17 protein-coding genes are annotated in these 17,580 nt (G+C 61.6%); 7 read left to right on the top strand and 10 right to left on the bottom strand.

From position 1 onward, the window contains the following. From ACSW29_RS20520 to lanKC, 3 genes are all read right to left on the bottom strand, one after another. On the bottom strand, window positions 1-579 hold a 579-nt coding region (locus tag ACSW29_RS20520), incomplete at its 3' end, for a DUF222 domain-containing protein (RefSeq protein WP_448278152.1). A gap of 62 nt (window positions 580-641) precedes the next feature. Next, on the bottom strand, window positions 642-1,628 hold the full coding sequence (locus tag ACSW29_RS20515) for a hypothetical protein (protein WP_448278151.1): 987 nt from the start codon (window positions 1,626-1,628) through the stop codon (window positions 642-644). 422 nt (window positions 1,629-2,050) lie between these two features. After that, window positions 2,051-4,633: a class III lanthionine synthetase LanKC gene (gene lanKC, locus ACSW29_RS20510; protein ID WP_448278150.1), complete on the bottom strand. Its 2,583-nt coding sequence runs from the start codon at window positions 4,631-4,633 to the stop codon at window positions 2,051-2,053. A gap of 371 nt (window positions 4,634-5,004) precedes the next feature. Here lanKC and ACSW29_RS20505 point away from each other — a divergent pair, with 371 nt between their 5' ends. The 3 genes from ACSW29_RS20505 to ACSW29_RS20495 are packed head-to-tail and all read left to right on the top strand — an operon-like array spanning window position 5,005 to window position 7,628. Next, the gene (locus ACSW29_RS20505; RefSeq protein WP_448278149.1) at window positions 5,005-6,198 is read left to right on the top strand and encodes a thiolase family protein; all 1,194 of its coding nucleotides are present in this window, start codon (window positions 5,005-5,007) and stop codon (window positions 6,196-6,198) included. Window positions 6,199-6,226: 28 nt separating this feature from the next. Further along, window positions 6,227-6,988 (top strand): 3-hydroxyacyl-CoA dehydrogenase, encoded by a 762-nt coding sequence (locus tag ACSW29_RS20500; protein WP_003942978.1) that lies wholly within the window; start codon window positions 6,227-6,229, stop codon window positions 6,986-6,988. 13 nt (window positions 6,989-7,001) lie between these two features. After that, a complete protein-coding gene (locus tag ACSW29_RS20495; RefSeq protein ID WP_230815984.1) occupies window positions 7,002-7,628 on the top strand; it encodes a TetR/AcrR family transcriptional regulator in 627 nt (208 codons plus the stop codon). Window positions 7,629-7,714: 86 nt separating this feature from the next. Here ACSW29_RS20495 and ACSW29_RS20490 read toward each other — a convergent pair whose 3' ends face one another. Both ACSW29_RS20490 and dhaL read right to left on the bottom strand, forming a co-directional pair. Continuing rightward, window positions 7,715-9,337: a long-chain fatty acid--CoA ligase gene (locus tag ACSW29_RS20490; protein WP_003943212.1), complete on the bottom strand. Its 1,623-nt coding sequence runs from the start codon at window positions 9,335-9,337 to the stop codon at window positions 7,715-7,717. 101 nt (window positions 9,338-9,438) lie between these two features. Beyond that, window positions 9,439-11,127 carry a dihydroxyacetone kinase subunit DhaL gene (gene dhaL, locus ACSW29_RS20485; RefSeq protein ID WP_448278148.1) on the bottom strand — a complete coding sequence of 563 codons (1,689 nt, stop codon included), beginning with the start codon at window positions 11,125-11,127 and terminating at the stop codon, window positions 9,439-9,441. Window positions 11,128-11,178: 51 nt separating this feature from the next. Here dhaL and ACSW29_RS20480 point away from each other — a divergent pair, with 51 nt between their 5' ends. Together ACSW29_RS20480 and ACSW29_RS20475 are read left to right on the top strand one after the other, a co-directional pair. Continuing rightward, window positions 11,179-12,042, top strand: a complete 864-nt coding sequence (locus ACSW29_RS20480) for a patatin-like phospholipase family protein (RefSeq protein WP_448278147.1) — start codon at window positions 11,179-11,181, stop codon at window positions 12,040-12,042. Next, window positions 12,039-12,893 (top strand): LLM class flavin-dependent oxidoreductase, encoded by an 855-nt coding sequence (locus ACSW29_RS20475; protein WP_230815988.1) that lies wholly within the window; start codon window positions 12,039-12,041, stop codon window positions 12,891-12,893. The genes ACSW29_RS20480 and ACSW29_RS20475 overlap by 4 nt, the downstream gene beginning before the upstream one ends. Before the next feature lies 1 nt (window position 12,894). Here the strand turns inward: ACSW29_RS20475 and ACSW29_RS20470 are convergent, their stop codons facing one another. Then, window positions 12,895-13,905 carry a threonine aldolase family protein gene (locus ACSW29_RS20470; protein WP_448278146.1) on the bottom strand — a complete coding sequence of 337 codons (1,011 nt, stop codon included), beginning with the start codon at window positions 13,903-13,905 and terminating at the stop codon, window positions 12,895-12,897. 334 nt (window positions 13,906-14,239) lie between these two features. Here ACSW29_RS20470 and ACSW29_RS20465 point away from each other — a divergent pair, with 334 nt between their 5' ends. Both ACSW29_RS20465 and ACSW29_RS20460 read left to right on the top strand, forming a co-directional pair. Continuing rightward, the gene (locus ACSW29_RS20465; protein ID WP_448278145.1) at window positions 14,240-14,779 is read left to right on the top strand and encodes an HNH endonuclease; all 540 of its coding nucleotides are present in this window, start codon (window positions 14,240-14,242) and stop codon (window positions 14,777-14,779) included. A 19-nt stretch (window positions 14,780-14,798) separates the two neighbouring features. Further along, window positions 14,799-15,056, top strand: coding sequence for a WhiB family transcriptional regulator (locus ACSW29_RS20460; protein ID WP_448278144.1), 258 nt, complete (start codon window positions 14,799-14,801; stop codon window positions 15,054-15,056). A 3-nt stretch (window positions 15,057-15,059) separates the two neighbouring features. Here ACSW29_RS20460 and ACSW29_RS20455 read toward each other — a convergent pair whose 3' ends face one another. The 4 genes from ACSW29_RS20455 to ACSW29_RS20440 form a co-directional block, all read right to left on the bottom strand. Continuing rightward, the gene (locus ACSW29_RS20455; RefSeq protein ID WP_448278143.1) at window positions 15,060-16,481 is read right to left on the bottom strand and encodes a DUF2252 domain-containing protein; all 1,422 of its coding nucleotides are present in this window, start codon (window positions 16,479-16,481) and stop codon (window positions 15,060-15,062) included. Window positions 16,482-16,561: 80 nt separating this feature from the next. Beyond that, window positions 16,562-16,885: a DUF6292 family protein gene (locus tag ACSW29_RS20450; RefSeq protein WP_003942947.1), complete on the bottom strand. Its 324-nt coding sequence runs from the start codon at window positions 16,883-16,885 to the stop codon at window positions 16,562-16,564. 88 nt (window positions 16,886-16,973) lie between these two features. Next, complete coding sequence (locus ACSW29_RS20445; RefSeq protein WP_448278142.1) at window positions 16,974-17,279, bottom strand: hypothetical protein; 306 nt, start codon at window positions 17,277-17,279, stop codon at window positions 16,974-16,976. After that, window positions 17,276-17,578, bottom strand: coding sequence for a hypothetical protein (locus ACSW29_RS20440; protein ID WP_448278141.1), 303 nt, complete (start codon window positions 17,576-17,578; stop codon window positions 17,276-17,278). Before ACSW29_RS20440 ends, ACSW29_RS20445 begins: the two co-directional genes overlap by 4 nt. Window positions 17,579-17,580 lie beyond the last annotated feature (2 nt).

Here is a 17,580-nt window from a genome sequence, read left to right as displayed (position 1 = left end):
CGTGATCAACCGCGCCCCGTTCACCGCATCCAGATCGCCCTTGACTGTGACCCGCCCGTACAGGCCTTTCGAGGCGTAGAACTCATTGCGCTCAGAGTCTTCCCCGACCGGAACACCGTCCTCACGCTTGCCGTACTGCTTCTCGATCCTCCGGATCGCCGCCCGCACCGCATCACAATCCGCAATATTCTTCGACGCCAACGACAACAAGATCCCGCGAGCTTTGTCCACCTCCGCCAGGGTCATATTCTTCGGCGGATGCTGACAAAACGACGCCACCTGCCGCGCCTTCAACGCATCAACATCGCCCCGGTGAAACGCATCCGCGACAACAGGTTCGAGCATCAACAACCGCGCCAGGCCGACCAGCAGACTGCACTCACCGATCTCCAGATTCGTCGAACCATGCAACCACTGCGCGATCGCCCGAAAACCCTTCCCACCGAGAACCTCACGGGAAAACATCTCCACGATCAGCAGCACCATCCGCGACTGCAACTCGTGCCGGACACGCACCAGATCGAGAACCTCACTCTTGAGGTCCTCGCCATCCAGTTGCCACGCATCCCGGCTGTCCATGCGGCAATCATATTCGAACACAGATTCGAACGCAAGAACAGTTTGATCGAAAATTGCTGCTGTTAAACCGATTTCGGCATTTCGGACATTCGGTTCTCGGCGGGTTGCCGACGCAGTCCATGTGCGCCGACGAGTGCGAGCGCCATCATCAACCCGGAGCACAACAGCATCACGGCAGTCTCGATGAACTGAAAATGCCAGTACCGGCTCTGCGGGTGATAGACCACGGCATGGTGATCGATTCCCTGTGCTCGAAGGCAGTTGTCGACTTCGAGGGCTTGCTGCTGGCGATCGGAATTGTCTGAGCCCCAGCACATTGAGTAGTCGGCGTCGATGATGTTGCCGTCCGTATCGGCGAAGCCGGCACCGATGACCCATCTCGAGTCGAGATTTTGATACGGCGACGGTGCGTATTCCGCTGCACGGGCCAGTCCGTCGATGGGTTGGACGTCGATGTCGGGAGCCGTGTAATGCTCGCGGACCATCGCGCTCAGTGCGACGGGCAGGATGAAGAACACGAGAAGAGTCGTGACCATTGCGACGACGGTGTTGCGTACGAGCAATGCGGCCGCGCTGCCGGTGACCATGGCGACAAAGGTGTAGGCGCCGAAGACGATTCCCGTCGTGTGAAAATTGGGGAACTCCATCAAGGAGAACGAGGTCATTTCATCTGTTGCGGTTGCTCCCCGACCCAGCGAATGGGTCCAGCCGAGCACCAAACCCAGGAGTGTCATCGCAAGCGTGACCGGCACGAAGACCACCAGGATCCGCAAGAAATACCACCGAACAAGGCTGGTGGATTCCCGAAGATCGAGATTCTCGGGCCCCTGCTCGAAATCTCTCGAGAATGTAGTGACGCCGACCAGCATTCCTGAGACGAACGGTAGTAGAAGTACGAGAAGCGTCGTCAAGGTGAGAGCGGTGTCGGCGCGGCAACCGCCACCTCCGTCGTACCAGCGTGAGCAGATATCTCCGAAAACCCAACTCTTGCCTGAACGCTGAACGAACCATCCTGAGATTGCGGCGGTCAGGATCAGGAGGAATATCACCGCCAATGACCATACGATCTGCCCTCGGCATTGTCGCCAGGTCGCGTAGATCATCGGCGTACGCGACTCGGTGATGTGTTGATGCGTCTCATGATCAGACAATACTGTTCGTTTGGTGATATGCACGGATTTCGAAAGCCGATACCCCGGATTTGATCCGAGGTATCGGCCCGAGCTCAGCAGAAGAAGCTGAGCGAACTGATTGCCGCGTTCTGATCAAGTTGGCCGGCATCTCCGACGTTGCCGGCGGCGACTGACAGATCTTGAAGGGAGAGAATAGCGTCCATTGTTATTTCCTTTGTTGATCGGTTCTTACCGATGGATTTGATCGATCGAATTTTCTTGCGGTACTGATCTCATTTCAGGTTCTTGGCCTGATACTTCTGTGCTCCAATCTCCCGGTGGTGATAACTTCCGAACAATTAGGAGATGTGGCAGTTCGACGCACACATCAGTGGAAACGGCTGTCGGGCAGTTGCCGAGCCGGTATGTCGGAGCAATGCCAGTATTCCTGCAGATCCGGTTGCCCAGTCTGTCGAGAGTCTCAGGTTCTGCTCGCCTGGGAAGTGCAGGCTTCCTTGGTGATTGACGGAGTGGTGGCCCAGAAGCTGTAACTGCTGGGCCAATGTTCTTTCACAATCGGAGTCGACATAGGGAGTCCTGGAAAGCTCGACCAGAAAAAGGATCAATCCAGCTCGCCCGTTGAGTAGTCCGGCTTGGGCAGTGAATTCGACGGCGGCAGCGCGGGCTATGGCAAGTAGGGCAGACGCATAGCGCGGTTCGTCGACATGTCGCACAAGTTGTAGAAGCACCAGGCCCACACCGACGGATCCCGATCCCAGATACGGCATTGTCCGGCGCTCTTCTCGCAGCTGCATCGAACCGTCGGGGCACATCGGCATCACAGACAGATCGATGTCGACGAGCTGGCGTGCGTGTTTCAGCGATCGAGGGTCACCGCTCAGTTCGTAGTGGCGAGTCCAGAACAGCGCTTGTCCGCTCGGTCCCCGCATCAGCCCGCCTCGGCCGGCCACTGCCCAAGGCGTTCCGCCGGTGTCGCGGACATGCAAGCGAGCAGCTGAAATTCGTTCGCGCAGAGTCTCGGTCACGACAGCGAGAGTGGGTGACACCGTCGGTCGTGAAACCGATTCCTCGAGTAGAAGGCAACCGATTCCGGAAAGGCCGCTGAAAAGGCTGGAGTCGAGCTCGTCGAGTGGGGCTCTGCATAAAGTCTCGACCCATCTGTCGGCAGTCGAGTGTCGTCCTAGTTGCCGAAAGGTGTGCACCGCACCCGCGAGCCCGTCGAAGAAGCCGAACTGTGGTGGCGCATCCGAATCAACCTGGTGTTCAGTCCATTCCAGAACTGGCTCCAAGGTGTCGGTGGGAAGATCGTCGGCGAGCAGGTTTCCGCAAGAGCCGTGAGCAATGCCGTAGCCGTTCAGTTCGAACTGGGCGATGTCGCCGGGAAAGAGTCGATCAGAGCGGGAGAGATCAAGCGAGGCGAGGATGCCGCAGCGCAGTAGAGCGGCCGTACGTTGCAAGGTTTCCTTCGACGACGTGTCCCAACGATGTGGGCGTTCCTCCGGTTCCGGCGGCTGTACGTCGAGCATCGAGTAGAGCGAGGCACGGAAGGCATGAGGAAGATCGAATCGAGACACCGCATAGGCGATGAGTTCGGGAATCTTGTTGCAATCGAGAGGGAACAATGTAGTAAGTGGGACAAAGAGTCCCAGCTCGATGCATCCCAAGGAGTATCGATCCGCCTCGATTCCTGTCAACTGTTGCGGCGCGGTGTATCCGGGGGCTCCGGTGGACCGGGGCGGATGCGCGTCGATGTTATGGGCCATCTCGAAGTCGATGATCCGAATACCAGACGGTGAGCACATGACGTTGCCAGGGTGAAGATCGGCATGAACGATTCCGGCGTTGTGGAAGCTCTCGACCGCGGTGGTCAGCTGTTGTGCAATATCGAGCGCCCAGGTTCTGTAATCCGTTCGGGAACCGAGTGTCTGGTCCGCACGTATCAGTGGGTAGCGGAGCGCAATTTCCTGATTCAGGGGAGTGCCGGGAGCGCGCGAGGTGACAAGGAAGTGGTGTCCCTCGCGCTCGAACAAGCTGATGGCAGAAGGTGAGTACGGGTTGTCGGCGAGGTGTGTCAACTTGTCGTACTCGTTGCGGATGCGGTCGATTGCGTACCGGCCGTTGGCGTCCGGGGCGGTGAAGGGTCTGCCTTCTTTGATGACCAGATTGACGCCGCTGCTGTCGAACGCAGAGTAGATTCCTCCACTATTGCTGAAGTGCAGGGCTTCTCGAATCGAGAAGGGGAACTCACCTGGTGATTTGAGTTTGTCTTGTTGCGCACGAACAAAGTCCGGGATTTGTACCCAGTCGGGAGTTCTGAAGGAAGTGCCGCGCAGATCTGGCTCGAGCGATCCGTCAGGACGCCGGATTGCCGGGACACGATCGCCGAACGAATCGTAGGTCTGCATGGGCAGGTACGCGCCGTATCGAAGGTAGAGCGGTCCACGGTTCCAGCGCACATCGCTGAGGATGTAGGGCCCGTCGGCACCCGCTACAAGCCTGTCCAGTTCGGTGATGACACGTTGTGTGGCAACACCATCCGGCGGATAGATCGTGATGAATTTTCCGCTGGAAGTTCGATTGGCCTGCTTGCTGTTGGACAACATGAGGTCTGTCGCCGTCCGAAGAAATTTGAACGGCACCAGATTGTGGCCGCAATACGCGGAAACAGTATCGAGCAGTTCCTGTGCATTGGCTTGGGTAGCGGAGCAGTGAATCTTCCATCCTTGTTCTGGCAGCAGACCGTCGGGCGGTTGGAAGTAGTTCCACGGCCCGCTTTGGGGACCTCGCCGCCAGAGTGACCACTCCACAGACTTTGCAGGGACAAAGTGCTGATCAGTCGGTGTTTCAGGTCGAGTGGCAGTTCTGATTCGGTCGTAGAAATGCGAGTCGGCACGTGTGAAGGCAACGTATCGCAGGTCCACGCTCAACCTCCCGGTCAGTCCCCCTGCGGTTTGTCATCGATTGGTGCCACGTCCCGAATCCCCATGTGGCTTGGATTGCTTGTGGCGGAAGGTTATCCGATTCCGGACATTTCGGGCGAAGATTGAAAACCTATCATTCGAAAGTACTAACGGATGGCTTGGGGCCTGGCGAGGTTGCTGATCGCGCGAACCATCGTTGGTCAGCACTTGCTTCGAAGCCTGACGGTTCCTCTTGACGCGCGGGTCACGTCGGTGGTAGTTCTTTAGCGAGCGCTAAGTCAGGTGCGCCCTCGATCTCGGTCCGGTGCCCGGCGCCACGAAACTCGGGTGCCGGACCGCCCCAGCAATGCACGTCCTCGAAGGGAACGAAGATGACCAAGGCAGTGATCGTCGATGTAGTCCGGATCGCGTCCGGTAAGGGGAAGCCGGGCGGAGCACTGTCCGGGACGCACCCCGTCGAACTGATGGCCCACGTTCTGCGTTCCATCACCTCGCGAAACGGCCTCGACCCCGCCCTGGTGGACGACGTAATCGGCGGTTGTGTCGGACAGGCCGGTGAGCAGGCTCTCAACATAACCCGCAGCGCGGTCCTCTCGGCAGGATTCCCCGAGTCGGTACCCGCCACCACGATCGATCGCCAGTGCGGATCAAGTCAGCAAGCTGCGCACTTTGCGGCGCAGGGTGTGATCGCCGGTGCATACGACATCGTGATCGCGGCGGGCGTCGAATCGATGAGTCGTGTCCCGATGGGCACTACGACGATGGGGAAGGACGCTTCCGGTCCGGGTATCGCGGCTCGCTACCCCGAAGGACTGGTCAATCAGGGCATCTCCGCGGAGTTGATCGCTGCGAAGTGGAAGTTCGACCGCGAGGCTCTCGACGCATTCGCTGCGCAGTCCCACCAGCGTGCAGCGGAGGCAGCGGCGAAGGGGCTCTTCGACAAGGAAATCCTGCCGATCTCGGTGACCGATGCTGCCGGTGAGACTTTCTCGCACACCGTCGACGAGACGGTTCGTGCGTCCACTACCGCAGAGGGCCTCGTCGGCTTGAAGCCGTCGTTCTACTCGGAGAAGTACGCGCAGCGTTTCCCCGAGGCGCAGTGGTCGATCACTCCCGGTAACTCGTCGCCGCTCACCGACGGCGCGTCCGCGGCACTGATCATGAGCGAAGAAATGGCGTCGAAGCTGGGGTTGACGCCGCGAGCACGCTTCCATTCCTTCTCCGTCGCGGGCGATGACCCGATCTTCATGCTCACCGCGCCCATCCCGGCCACACACAAGGTGCTCGCTCGCGCCGGTCTGAGTATCGACGACATCGACACGTACGAGGTCAACGAGGCATTTGCTCCCGTGCCACTCGCCTGGGCTCACGAGTTCGGCGCCGACCCGGCAAAGCTCAACCCGTGGGGCGGCGCCATTGCTCTCGGCCATGCCCTTGGGTCCTCGGGTACTCGTCTGCTGACCACGATGGTCAACCACCTCGAGGCCACCGGCGGACGTTACGGTCTGCAGACCATGTGCGAGGGCGCCGGCATGGCCAACGCCACCATCATCGAACGTATCTGAAAAACATAACCTTTCGAAAGGAACTCCCATGATCGTCAACGACAGCGTCGCCGTCGTCACCGGTGGAGCATCCGGCCTCGGCTTGGCCACCACCAAAGCCCTTCTTGCCGACGGCGCCAGCGTCGTCATCATCGACCTTCCGTCGTCGAACGGTGAAGCCATCGCCAAGGAACTCGGCGACCGGGTCCGCTTCGCGGCGGCAGATGTCACCGACGAGGCTGCGGTCACCGCTGCACTCGACGTGGCCGAGTCTCTCGGACCCCTGCGCGTGGCAGTCAACTGCGCCGGAATCGGCAACGCAGTCAAGACGGTCAGCAAGAAGGGCGCCTTCCCGCTCGACGCGTTCAAGAAGGTCATCGACGTCAACCTGATCGGCACCTTCAACGTCCTTCGTCTTGCTGCGGAACGTATTTCGAAGACCGAACCCATCGACGGCGAACGCGGCGTCATCATCAACACCGCCTCGGTCGCAGCGTACGACGGTCAGATCGGGCAGGCTGCGTACTCCGCGTCGAAGGGCGGCGTCGTCGGTATGACGCTTCCCATCGCCCGTGACCTCGCGTCGCTGCTGATCCGCGTCAACACCATCGCACCCGGCCTGTTCAAGACCCCGTTGCTGGCAGGACTGCCTGAAGCTGCCCAGGCATCGTTGGGTCAGCAGGTGCCCCACCCCTCACGCCTGGGTGATCCCAGCGAGTACGGCGCGCTTGCTGCGCACATCGTCTCCAATCCGATGCTCAACGGTGAGACGATCCGCCTCGACGGTGCAATCCGTATGGCACCGCGGTAATTTCGGCCAATACATGACTGGCGAGGTGAGGTCGGTGAATTCGGTGGCAGCGGACTGGAGGTCCTTCCCGCCGCTGGTGATGACCGACATCCTGACGGCCTCGCTCGAGTTGTTCGACGAGAACGGTTACCACGGCACGACTGTGCGGCAGATCGCCAATCGTGTCGGGGTAACCGTTCCCGCGCTCTACTATCACCACGCGAACAAAGAGGCAGTCCTCGTCGCTCTGTTCGAGATCTCGATGAGTGAGCTGAATACCAGAACCGAAGCGGCAGAGGCGGAAGCCGGCGAAAACCCGGTACGACGCTTCGCGTTGGTGGTGGAGGCGATTGTGCTCTACATGACCCACCGGTCGCGGCATGCTGCGTTGGACACCGAGATCCGGCATGTCTCACCGGAAAGCCGCAGCCGATACGCCGCCAGTCGTAAGCGGCTCGAGTTGCTCATGCGCAGGATCGTCGATGACGGTGTGGCGTCTGGAGATTTCTCGGTCGCCGACACCGAAGAGACCGTCCGGGCCATACTCGGTATGGCGCAGTCACTACCGCGTTGGTTTCAGACCGGTGGCCCGATGTCACCGTCGCAATTGGCGCAGAAGTACGTCGACATCGCATTTCATACGGTCGGGCATCGTCCGTAACAGTGTCTCGGCCTGAACGAAGGTGGGCAACAGGTCGAAAACCTGTTGCCCACCTTCAGTATTCGTACTTCAGAATTCACTCCGTGTCAGAGTCGCGTTACTTCGAGTCCGCCCTCGTGGTAGTCGGCCCTCAGGCGCTTCTTGTCGAACTTGCCGACGCTCGTCTTCGGGACTTCCTGAACCACAGCCCAGTTCTCGGGGAGCTGCCACTTGGCGACCTTGTCCGAAAGATATTGCTGGAGTTCGGACATCGTGGTCTCGGAACCGGCGCGAAGAACAACCGCGACCAACGGGCGCTCGTCCCACTTCTCGTCCGGCACGCCGATGACTGCAGCTTCGGTGACATCGGGGTGACCCATGACGGCATTCTCGAGGTCGACCGATGAGATCCATTCGCCGCCGGACTTGATGATGTCCTTGGAGCGGTCGGACAGGCTCAGGAAGCCGTCGGCCGTGATGGATCCGACGTCGCCGGTCTTGAGCCAGCCGTCGTTGAACTTGTCTTCCGCGTCGACGCCGTAGTACGACCCGGTGATCCAGGGGCCGCGCACTTCCAGCTCGCCGACGGAAACTCCGTCGTGTGCAACAACTTTGCCGTCGTCGTCGATGAGACGTGCCTCGACGGATGCCGGGAATCGCCCCTGGGAGTAGCGGTACTTCCACATTGCGTCGCCGGTGACGCCGGCCGGCGGGCGGGCAACGGATCCGAGCGGGGAGGTTTCGGTCATGCCCCAGGCATGCAGGACCGAGACGTTGTGATCGGCTTCGAATGCGTGCATGAGGGCCGGCGGTACCGCGGACCCGCCGATAAGAACCTCGCGCATCGAGGAGATGTCCTGCGGGTTCTGCTCGAGGTAGAGGTGCAGGCCCTGCCAGATGGTGGGTACGGCTGCGGCGAACGTCGGCTTCTCGCTGGCGATGATCGCAGCCAACGGGGCAGGCTGGAGGAAGCGGTCGGGCATGATCAGCGAAGCACCGATCATGAATGCGGCGTAGGGAAGTCCCCACGACATGGCGTGGAACTGAGGCACCACGGCGAGTGCACGATCGCCCTGCGCGAGGTTGGGGCCGTCGCTCATGCAGACCTGCATGGAGTGCAGGTAGATCGAACGGTGGGAGTAGACGACGCCTTTGGGGTCACCCGTAGTGCCGGACGTGTAACACATTGCGGCAGCGCTGAGTTCGTCGACCTCGGGCCAGTCGAACTCGGTGGGCTGATCGGCGATCAAGCCCTCGTAGGTGTGAACCTGTACTCCCTCGGGAGCTTCGAGTCCTGCAGTGGAGGAGCCGGTGACGACGATGTGCTTGACGGTAGTCAGCGACGGAAGCTGCGGAGAGAGAAGCGGAATCAGGGACGGGTCGACGATGATCACGCGGTCCTCGGCGTGATTGGCGACATGGATCAACTGCTCGGGGAACAGACGAATGTTCAGGGTGTGGAGCACAGCGCCCATCGAGGGGATCGCCAGGTACGCCTCGAGGTGCTCGGAGTTGTTCCACATGAACGTGGCGACTCTCTCGTCGCCCTCGACGCCGAGCCCGCGCAGGGCGTGCGCGAGCTGTGCGCAGCGCTTGCCGACGTCAGCGTAGGACACACGGCGCGGGCCGGACTCGGTCCACGTGACAACTTCGGAGGCGCCGTGAACGGAGGCACCGTGGCGGAGAAGTTGAGCAATGGAGAGGGGGGCGTCTTGCATGGTGCTCAGCATGGGCTGCTCCTGTGTGGTGTGTGAGACCGGTGCTTTTGCCCACGGGTCGTCACAAACGATGTGCTGTGGCTGCCAGATTAGTCACAGCTCCGAAGTGCTCGCTAGTGACCCACTGCACTGGCGAAGAACCACGCTATGAGTAGCGCTCCTGGATCGACCACTCCGCGAGCGGCTTCGCCCACATAACTTGCACGTCCGCGGTTTGCGAGCATGGTTTCGGTCGACTCCGCCCCGGCCGCTGCGGCTTCCGCTGCGCTCGCCAGCGCAGCATCTCGATCGGCTTCCGAGCTCACGGATTGCTCCAACGACTCGACCGCCGGAACTATCGCGTCGACCATCGTCTTGTCGCCGACGCGTGCGCCGCCGAGCGAAGTGATGTTGTCGAGCCCCGCTCGCGCTGCAGCCGCGATCGCGCCGAGGTCGAGTTCGGAGTCCGCCGAGTCTGCGGCGACGCGGAAGAAATGCCGGAACCAGATGCCGAACAACGCGCCGGACGTACCACCGGCATGGCCGAGGTACGCCTGTGAGACTGCATCGAATATCGTTGCGGTGGAATATGTGTCACGGATTGCCGAGATGTCGAGCTGATCCAGTGCGGCCACCATGTTGGTTCCGAAATCGCCGTCGCCCGCTCGTCGGTCGAGATCGGTCAGTGCCGGTTCCTGCTCCAGTACCTTTTCGGCCCAGTCCGCAATCCAGCTGCCGACGAAGCTGCTTTCGGCCGTGCGTGAGGTGTCGGGTGTGAATGTGGGACCGAATGATTCGCGCTTGCCGACACCGGTGTACTCACGCCCCATAGCATTCGGCCAGGCGGGCGCTTTTGTTGGTGCGTCCCATAATTCGAGGATTTCTTTGTCTGTGCGAACAAGGGTGATGGATGCCCCGGCCATGTTCAATGCAGTGACGAATGTTCCGATCAATGTCCGCTCGATGTGAATTCCCTGTTCGTCCAGATATTCTCCGAGTTCGGCGAACAGTATTTGCAACTCCAGTGGGTGGGTTGCACCGAGACCGTTGACGACGGCGATGACGCGATCACCTTCGGCGAGACTCAGGGACTTGATGATCGGGTCCGTCAGCCGCTTCACCAATTCCGGTGCGGGCAGGGCGTCCACGCGTTCTGTGCCGCGTTCGCCGTGGATTCCGATACCGAGTTCCATCTGGCCGTCCGGTAGGTCGAAGGACGGCTCGTCAGCCCCCGGCAAGGTACAAGGGCGCAGAGCGACGGCCATGCTTCGTGCGGAGTGTGCGACGTGTTGTCCGATCCGGGTCACCTCGGCCAGGTCGTCACCGCGGGCGGCGGATGCACCGCACACCTTCTCCACCACGATGGTCGCCGCAGTACCGCGCCGCCCCGGGCCGCTTCCGTCTGCGCGTTCGGTCGCGACGTCGTCGTCCACCAGTACGACGTCGGTATCGATCTTGTCCTCGCGTAGCAATTCTCGCGCGATACCGAAGTTCATCACGTCGCCGGTGTAGTTCTTCACGATGTGCAGGACGCCACCTCCTGCAGCGGCAGCCTTGGATCCCTTGTGGATCTGAAGTGCGTTGGGTGAGCTGAAGACCAACCCGGGGCAGACGGCCGTGAGCATTCCTTCGCCGATGAATCCGGCGTGCATGGGTTCGTGACCGGAGCCGCCGCCGGAGACGAGCGCGACCCGTCCGCGGGGAAGTGGCCTCGCGCGTGTGAGGTATCCAGGGTCGGGATTCCAGGCGATGTCGTCGGTGGATGCGATCAACCCGCGGAGTGCGTCGGGAACAAATGTCTTTGCGCTGCGCATGAACATCATTTCAGAGTAGGTCTAACGTCGACTTCGGGCACGGATCACGATCGACGAGAGGTGGACGGCGTGAAATTGGGGTTGGTACTTGCCGGTGGCGGCGTTGCGGGAATCGCCTGGGAAACAGGTTTCCTGTTGGGCGTTCAGGACAAATCACCTGACACTGCTGCATCGCTGCTGACGGCGGACGTGCTGATCGGCACCTCTGCAGGTTCCACGGTGGGCGCTCAGATTGCGGGCGGGGCACCACTGCAAGAACTTTTCGACGCACAAACAGCGGAGGCGACCGGCGAGATCGATCCGAAGGTCGATGTCGAGGTACTCGGTCAGATGTTCGTCGACGCGATCGCAGGGTCGCAGGACCGGGCCGAGCAGCTCCGTTTGCTCGGCGAGGCAGCGATGAGAGCCGATACCGTCGAACCCGTCGTGCGTCGTGCGGTCATCGAGGCGCGGCTGCCCAATCGGTTGTGGCCCGACCGGGAGTTGCGCATCCCGGCGATCAACGCGGAGACCAGTGAGTTGAGGGTGTTCGGCAATGCCTCCGGCGTCGACCTGATCGACGCAGTCGGAGCGAGTTGCGCTGTCCCCGGGGTGTGGCCGGTAGTCACGATCGACGGCGAGCGGTACATGGACGGCGGAATGGCAAGTGGCTCGAATGTTCATTTGGCTGCCGACTGCGATGTGGTCGTGGTTCTTTCACCTGCGGCCGACCCCGCCCCGAATCTTCTGGGCGGCAGTCTACGAGAGGAAATCGATGTGATAGCGCCCAAGCGCGTACTGCCGATCTTCGCCGACGACGCCGTCGTCGAAGCGATCGGAACCAACTCCCTCTCGCCGACAACCAGACGTCCGGCAGCTGAGCTCGGCCGCGAACAGGGCCGTCGAACAGCCGACGAGATCGCCGCGTTTCTGGTGACGGCATGAGCGCCGCACGGATCGCCGTCGTCGTGCGCCCGGAGCAGTCCCCGGAGGATCTGGTTCGGCATGCGAGGTATGCCGACGAAGCGGGTATCGAGGAGGTTTGGCTGTGGGAGGACTGCTTCTTCGGCGGAGGAATTGCCACTGCTGCAGCTGTATTGGCTGCAACCGAGCGTCTGGGAGTAGCGATCGGTGTGCTGCCGACCCCGATGCGCAACACTGCGATCACGGCGATGGAGGTTTCGGCGCTGGCCAGAGTTCATCCGGATCGACTGCGGGTCGGCTTCGGTCACGGCGTTCAGAGTTGGATGCGGCAGATCGGCGCCAAGGCCGATTCGCCGTTGACCCTCCTCCGGGAGCAGTTCGGAGCAGTCGAGCGGCTACTGCGCGGTGAGTCGGTGACGGTTTCCGGTCGATACGTGAATCTCACGGACGTCGAGCTGGCGTGGCCCCCGGAAAAGGTGCCGCAGTTGCTCGTCGGTGCCACGGGGCCGAAGACTTTGGCGCTCAGTGGCGAGTTGGCTCAGGGCACCGTGCTCTCGGGAGGGACGACCCCGGACGGCGTGCGTCGAGCGATCGCTCACATCGGAGCACAGGATCACGAGGTGGTCGTTTACGTCATCTGCGCGTTTGGTTCAGGCGGTCGTGAGCGCGCCCTTGCCGAAGCCTCAGCGTCCGGTAGCGAGTCGCCGGAGGAAGCGATTGCCGCGGGCACCGCGGCCGAAGTTGCGGTAGCAGCGCAACGATGGACTGACGCAGGTGCGACCACCGTGGTACTCCAACCGACCGTTGACGAGCCGGACGTCCGAGAGTTCATTCGCCTTGTCGCGCAGGAGGTTCAACCGCTGGTTCTGTAGTTCAGGAGGCCACTCGGGACAGAACGGTGTCGATGTCGGCAGTGCTCACGTCTCGATGTGTCACGAACCGAACCTTCCCGGCGACGGTGACCGCACCGACGTCGACAGCGGCCAGCTGAGCGACGGTAGCCGACGGATCGGCTGTGGCAGCGAGAACGATGTTGGTTGCGGGTTCGTCGACAGCCCAACCGCGCTCACGAAGGCCCGACGCCAGGCGTTGCGCATTGTCGTGATCGTCGGACAGGCGAGCTTGTGAGCGAAGCGCGACGATGCCGGCTGCGGCAAGCACCCCGCCCTGACGAACGCCGCCGCCGAGCATCTTGCGGATCCTTCGGGCTTCGGTGATCAATTCAGGTGATGCGGCCAGAATCGAGCCGACCGGCGCACCGAGTCCCTTGCTCAGGCACACCTGGACGGTATCGGCGCCGGAAGTCAATTCGGTGGGCGAAACATCGAGTGCAGCAGCGGCATTCCAGAGGCGGGCGCCATCGAGGTGAACCTTCAAGTCGCGTGATCGCGCCGCGGCGACCAGTTTCGTCCACTCCGTCGGATTCATGACGGCGCCGCCGGCGAAATTGTGGGTGTTCTCGAGACAGAGCAGCGTGGTGTTCAACGTGAAGTACGGGCCGGGGGAGCCCGCCGCCTTCACGACCGTCTCGGGGCTGGGACGCCCGGGTCCGCCGTCATGCGGCAATGCCATCGGCATTCCCTGGGCGAGCCAGGCGGCGGTGCCCAATTCGGAACCCAGGACGTGAGAGTGCTCCGGTGCGAGGAACTGATCGCCGCGGCGAAGGTGGAGCATCAGCGCAATCAGGTTGCCCATCGATCCGCTCGGCACCCACAGTGCGGCCGTGAACCCCAGAGTGTGCGCCACTTCTTCCTCGAGCGCCGCCATGGTCGGGTCGTGATCGAGGACGTCGTCACCGACCTCGGCGTCAGCCATCGCCTTGCGCATCTCCGCGTCAGGCTTGGTGACGGTGTCCGAGCGTAAGTCGATGTACGACGAAGTCATGGCTCATTCGATCAAGCCGCGTGTTCCGGCGTCAAACCGCGGTATTTCCAGGACGGCTCTTCCGGCCTGATAAATCAATATCGCTGAGGATGCCTTCCGTGTGATGATGGGCGCCGGCAATCGCCGGTGAAGAGAACAAGAAGTGGAAGGGACAGGCATGCGCGACTCGAAGCAAGCGTTGCACCTGCGCGGGCACTCACCCCGCGGCATTTCCCATCCCGCATTCGGGGAACAGATTGGCGCTGAATATATGCCGTTCCCCGTTTCTTGTATTTGCTCCTGACCCGTCTTCACGTCCAGGAGTTCCACTCCTCGACATGAACTGAGACGTCTCATGCGGAACCCGAACCGCGCATCTACCGCCGCTTCTCACAGTTGGATGAACCGGTCCGTCCGGGTACTCAACGCAACGTACGAGTACCTCGGTGAAGTGAGCGCCGATCGTGCGGTCGTCCTGATCGCCACCGGTTCCGCGCAGTCCACCGAAGACGTGATCCCGATATTTCCGGTGCGCTCCAAGCACGTCGAGATCCCACTGCCTCGGACGATCCTGCTTGCCGAGTACGTGTATGTCGCCCACCGGGTTACGGTCACCGATTCCAGCCGAGCGACCTTCGCCGGCATCTTCGACCGGGACGGTCGTCAATGTGTGTACTGCGCCGCCAGAGCAACGACCATCGACCACGTCCAGCCGCGAAGCCGCAACGGGCCCAATACGTGGGGGAATCTGGTGGCGTGCTGCAGTTCCTGCAATCAGCACAAAGCGGATCGCACACCGGCTGAGGCCGGCATGCGGCTGCTGTGGGAACCGAAGGCACCTCGCCGCATCGAGAAGGTGCAGCAGAAGATCTGGCGTGAATTGAGTCGGACGTGACGGTCGAAAGGAGTAAGTGATGTGCGCTGACGAAATCTCGAATCTGGCTGAGCTTCTGCCGATCTCGGACGACCGAACCTGGTGGCAGGCGGAATGTCGAGGAGACCCCGAGCCGGACCGCTGGTTTCCTTTTCCGTCCGAGGGGTACGACTACGCCACCGACGTGTGCAGCAGATGTCCGATTGTGGATTCATGTCGTGAATTCGCCTCTGCCAATGGCCAGACCGGAATCTGGGGTGGAGTGAAATTCGAACAGGGCAGGATCGTCGCGGCGTGAGGGTCAGATTCCCGGCTCCGCGGCGAGCGTGCCGGCCGACACCGCCCGGCACAGGGCGTCGTGGTCACGTTCGGTCTGATCGGCGTAGAGCCGAGCAAACCGGGTGAGGGCGGTGTCGACCGTGTCCGAGGTTCCCAGGTAACCGGAAATCAGTGACGCGCCACTGGTTCGTGCATGTCCCTTGGCCAGTAGGCGACCGCAGATCGCGACATAATCGGTCAAGGCTGCTGCATCGATATTGTTCAGGTCCACAGAACCTTTCATGTTCCGGAACTGACGGACGTAGTACTGGCGGTCGTCCACGGTGCACCACCCGAGCAGTGGATCACTGACTGTCTGGAGAGCCTGCTGGTATTCCGCGACGCGTCGTCCTTGATGGTCGTGCCAGGCCGAGTCACCGTGCACGAAGGGTGCAACGACGGATCGGCGAGCCTGCTTGAGCTGCAAGAAGATGACGTCGTCCGGGATGCTCCCTTCGCACAGGGCGACATACGCACGCAGAGCGACGCTTCCGACTCCGACAACCCGGTGCGCAACGTCGATGACGTTGTATCCCGAGACGACTCGGCGCCAGTGTGGTGCAAGGGTTTCGAGATACTCGTCCAGACCCTCCAGGAGGAAGTCGGTGTCCTGCGGCGTGAGTCGTGTTGTGAGCGGCGGGTTCTCGACCAACTGGCGCCGTCCGTGATCCTCGACGGTGAACCGGGGCACCGCGTGATCGCTCGTACGCCGTCGTGCGCGCTCCGCGGCGCGTCGGATCTCGGCCAGCAACCCGGGATCAGTGACGTGGTCGGTGAGTCCGTCGAGATCGACCCGGTCGAAGGAGCGATCGAACAGAGGACGCTCGGACAGCTTTGCCAAGTGGAGGCGATATGCGGACACACACGAGGTTGTTGCTGTTTCGCATTGAGCTTCGGTGAGACCGTTCTGCCGCCCGGCCACCCAGATGCTCGCAGCCAACCTTCTCAGGTCCCATTCCCAGGGGCCCGGATGTGCTTCGTCGAAATCGTTGAGGTCTATGACAAGTTCGCGTTCCGGGGACCCGTAGAACCCGAAGTTTCCGACGTGCGCATCCCCACAGATGACGGGAGTGATGCCGGTTGACGGGAGCTGCGCCATGTCCTCGGCCATCAAGCCGGCGGTACCGCGCAGGAATCCGTACGGTGAAGCGACCATGCGTCCCACACGGATCGGAACCAACCAGTCGAGTCTTCCCTCGTGTGCCGTGTTGACCTGATCGACCGGATCACGTCGGTTGGGTGGGGTCGTCCAATCACCGAGCGACGAGCGTGCCACTCGCTTGCGCAGGCCTTTCCCGATCTTGCGACGCTCACTGCGGGGCGTCTGACGCGCGCGCAAAGTCGCCCTGCCGTCCGGTTCGTTCTCGAGAGCCAGCTGACCGGCAGGCCTGTTCAGCGGGTCCATGTCGGGCTCTCTTTCGTCGGGCGTGCGAAACTCGCGCTCGATCTTATGCCCGGCGGATTGCGCGCCGCGCGACGAGTTCCTTAACTACCCGCCTGGGCAATCAACTCGACAGCGCGGTCGGCGCACAGTTCCGGATCCGGCATTCTCCCGATGCCGAGGCATTCGACAACGGCGAACGATGCATCCGGTGTGGTTTCCACACCAAGAGCCCACCCGAAGTAGTGATTCCAGGCGAGTACCGCTCGGTGGCCGCTGTGCTGCGGAATTTCGCTACCCAGAACGAGTACTGCGTCGAACGCGGGACCGTCGCACCAGATCACCGACTCGGCGAAGGTGGAGCTGGCGACAGCGACTACGTACCTGTGACATGTCGATTCACTCGGAATGGCGATGTGTGCACGCATGGTCGCTCCTCCGGCTCGGTTGCGATCGGAGGGTTCCCCATTGCGGGCGCCGAAAAAACGCTTGGCAGATTACGTCCAGGCCACAGATCTACGACGCAGACGGTGCCTGAGATGTTTTTGTGCTGCCCGAGCGACCGAGCGACCGAGCGACCGAGCGAGCCGAGAGATACTGCTCGGCAGGTATCAACCGGGAGACGAACAAGTAGAACCTTCGAGATTCGTCTTTGTCATGGGTGGTCGCGGAGATCAGCAGACGTTCGAATACGGTGAACTCTCGCCCACCGGCGTAACCACTCATGTAGTCGATGTGACTCGTCATACTCGCTCTAGCACTGCGGTATTCGGTCAATGTGGCGTTCACGTTGCGATGTGAATCGAGTGTGTGTGCCGTCATCTCCACCAGCATGAGCGCGGTGGCGCCGACAAGCATCTGAGCGGTCTCGAGTGCCCACGAGCATCCGATGCCCCCAACGGGTCGTTGGTCGCCGCGGCGTCGCCGATGAGTGCGAACCCGTTACCTACCGGTTCGGTGAGGGTTGTGGAGAAGTGTTTGGTACCAACGATCTTCCCCACGAGGTGCCCACGACGAATCGGCGGAACGCCGGGTAATGCGTTGGTGTACTCGAGGAAAGGGGTAGACAGGTCGTCAGCGAACGATCCGAGCTTGTCGAGGGCAGGGAGGATGACCAGCACGC

The sequence above is a fragment of the Rhodococcus sp. GB-02 genome (genome assembly GCF_053470465.1).
The sequence above is the reverse complement of the archived record's forward strand: the minus strand, read 5'-3'. Positions and strand labels throughout refer to the sequence as shown.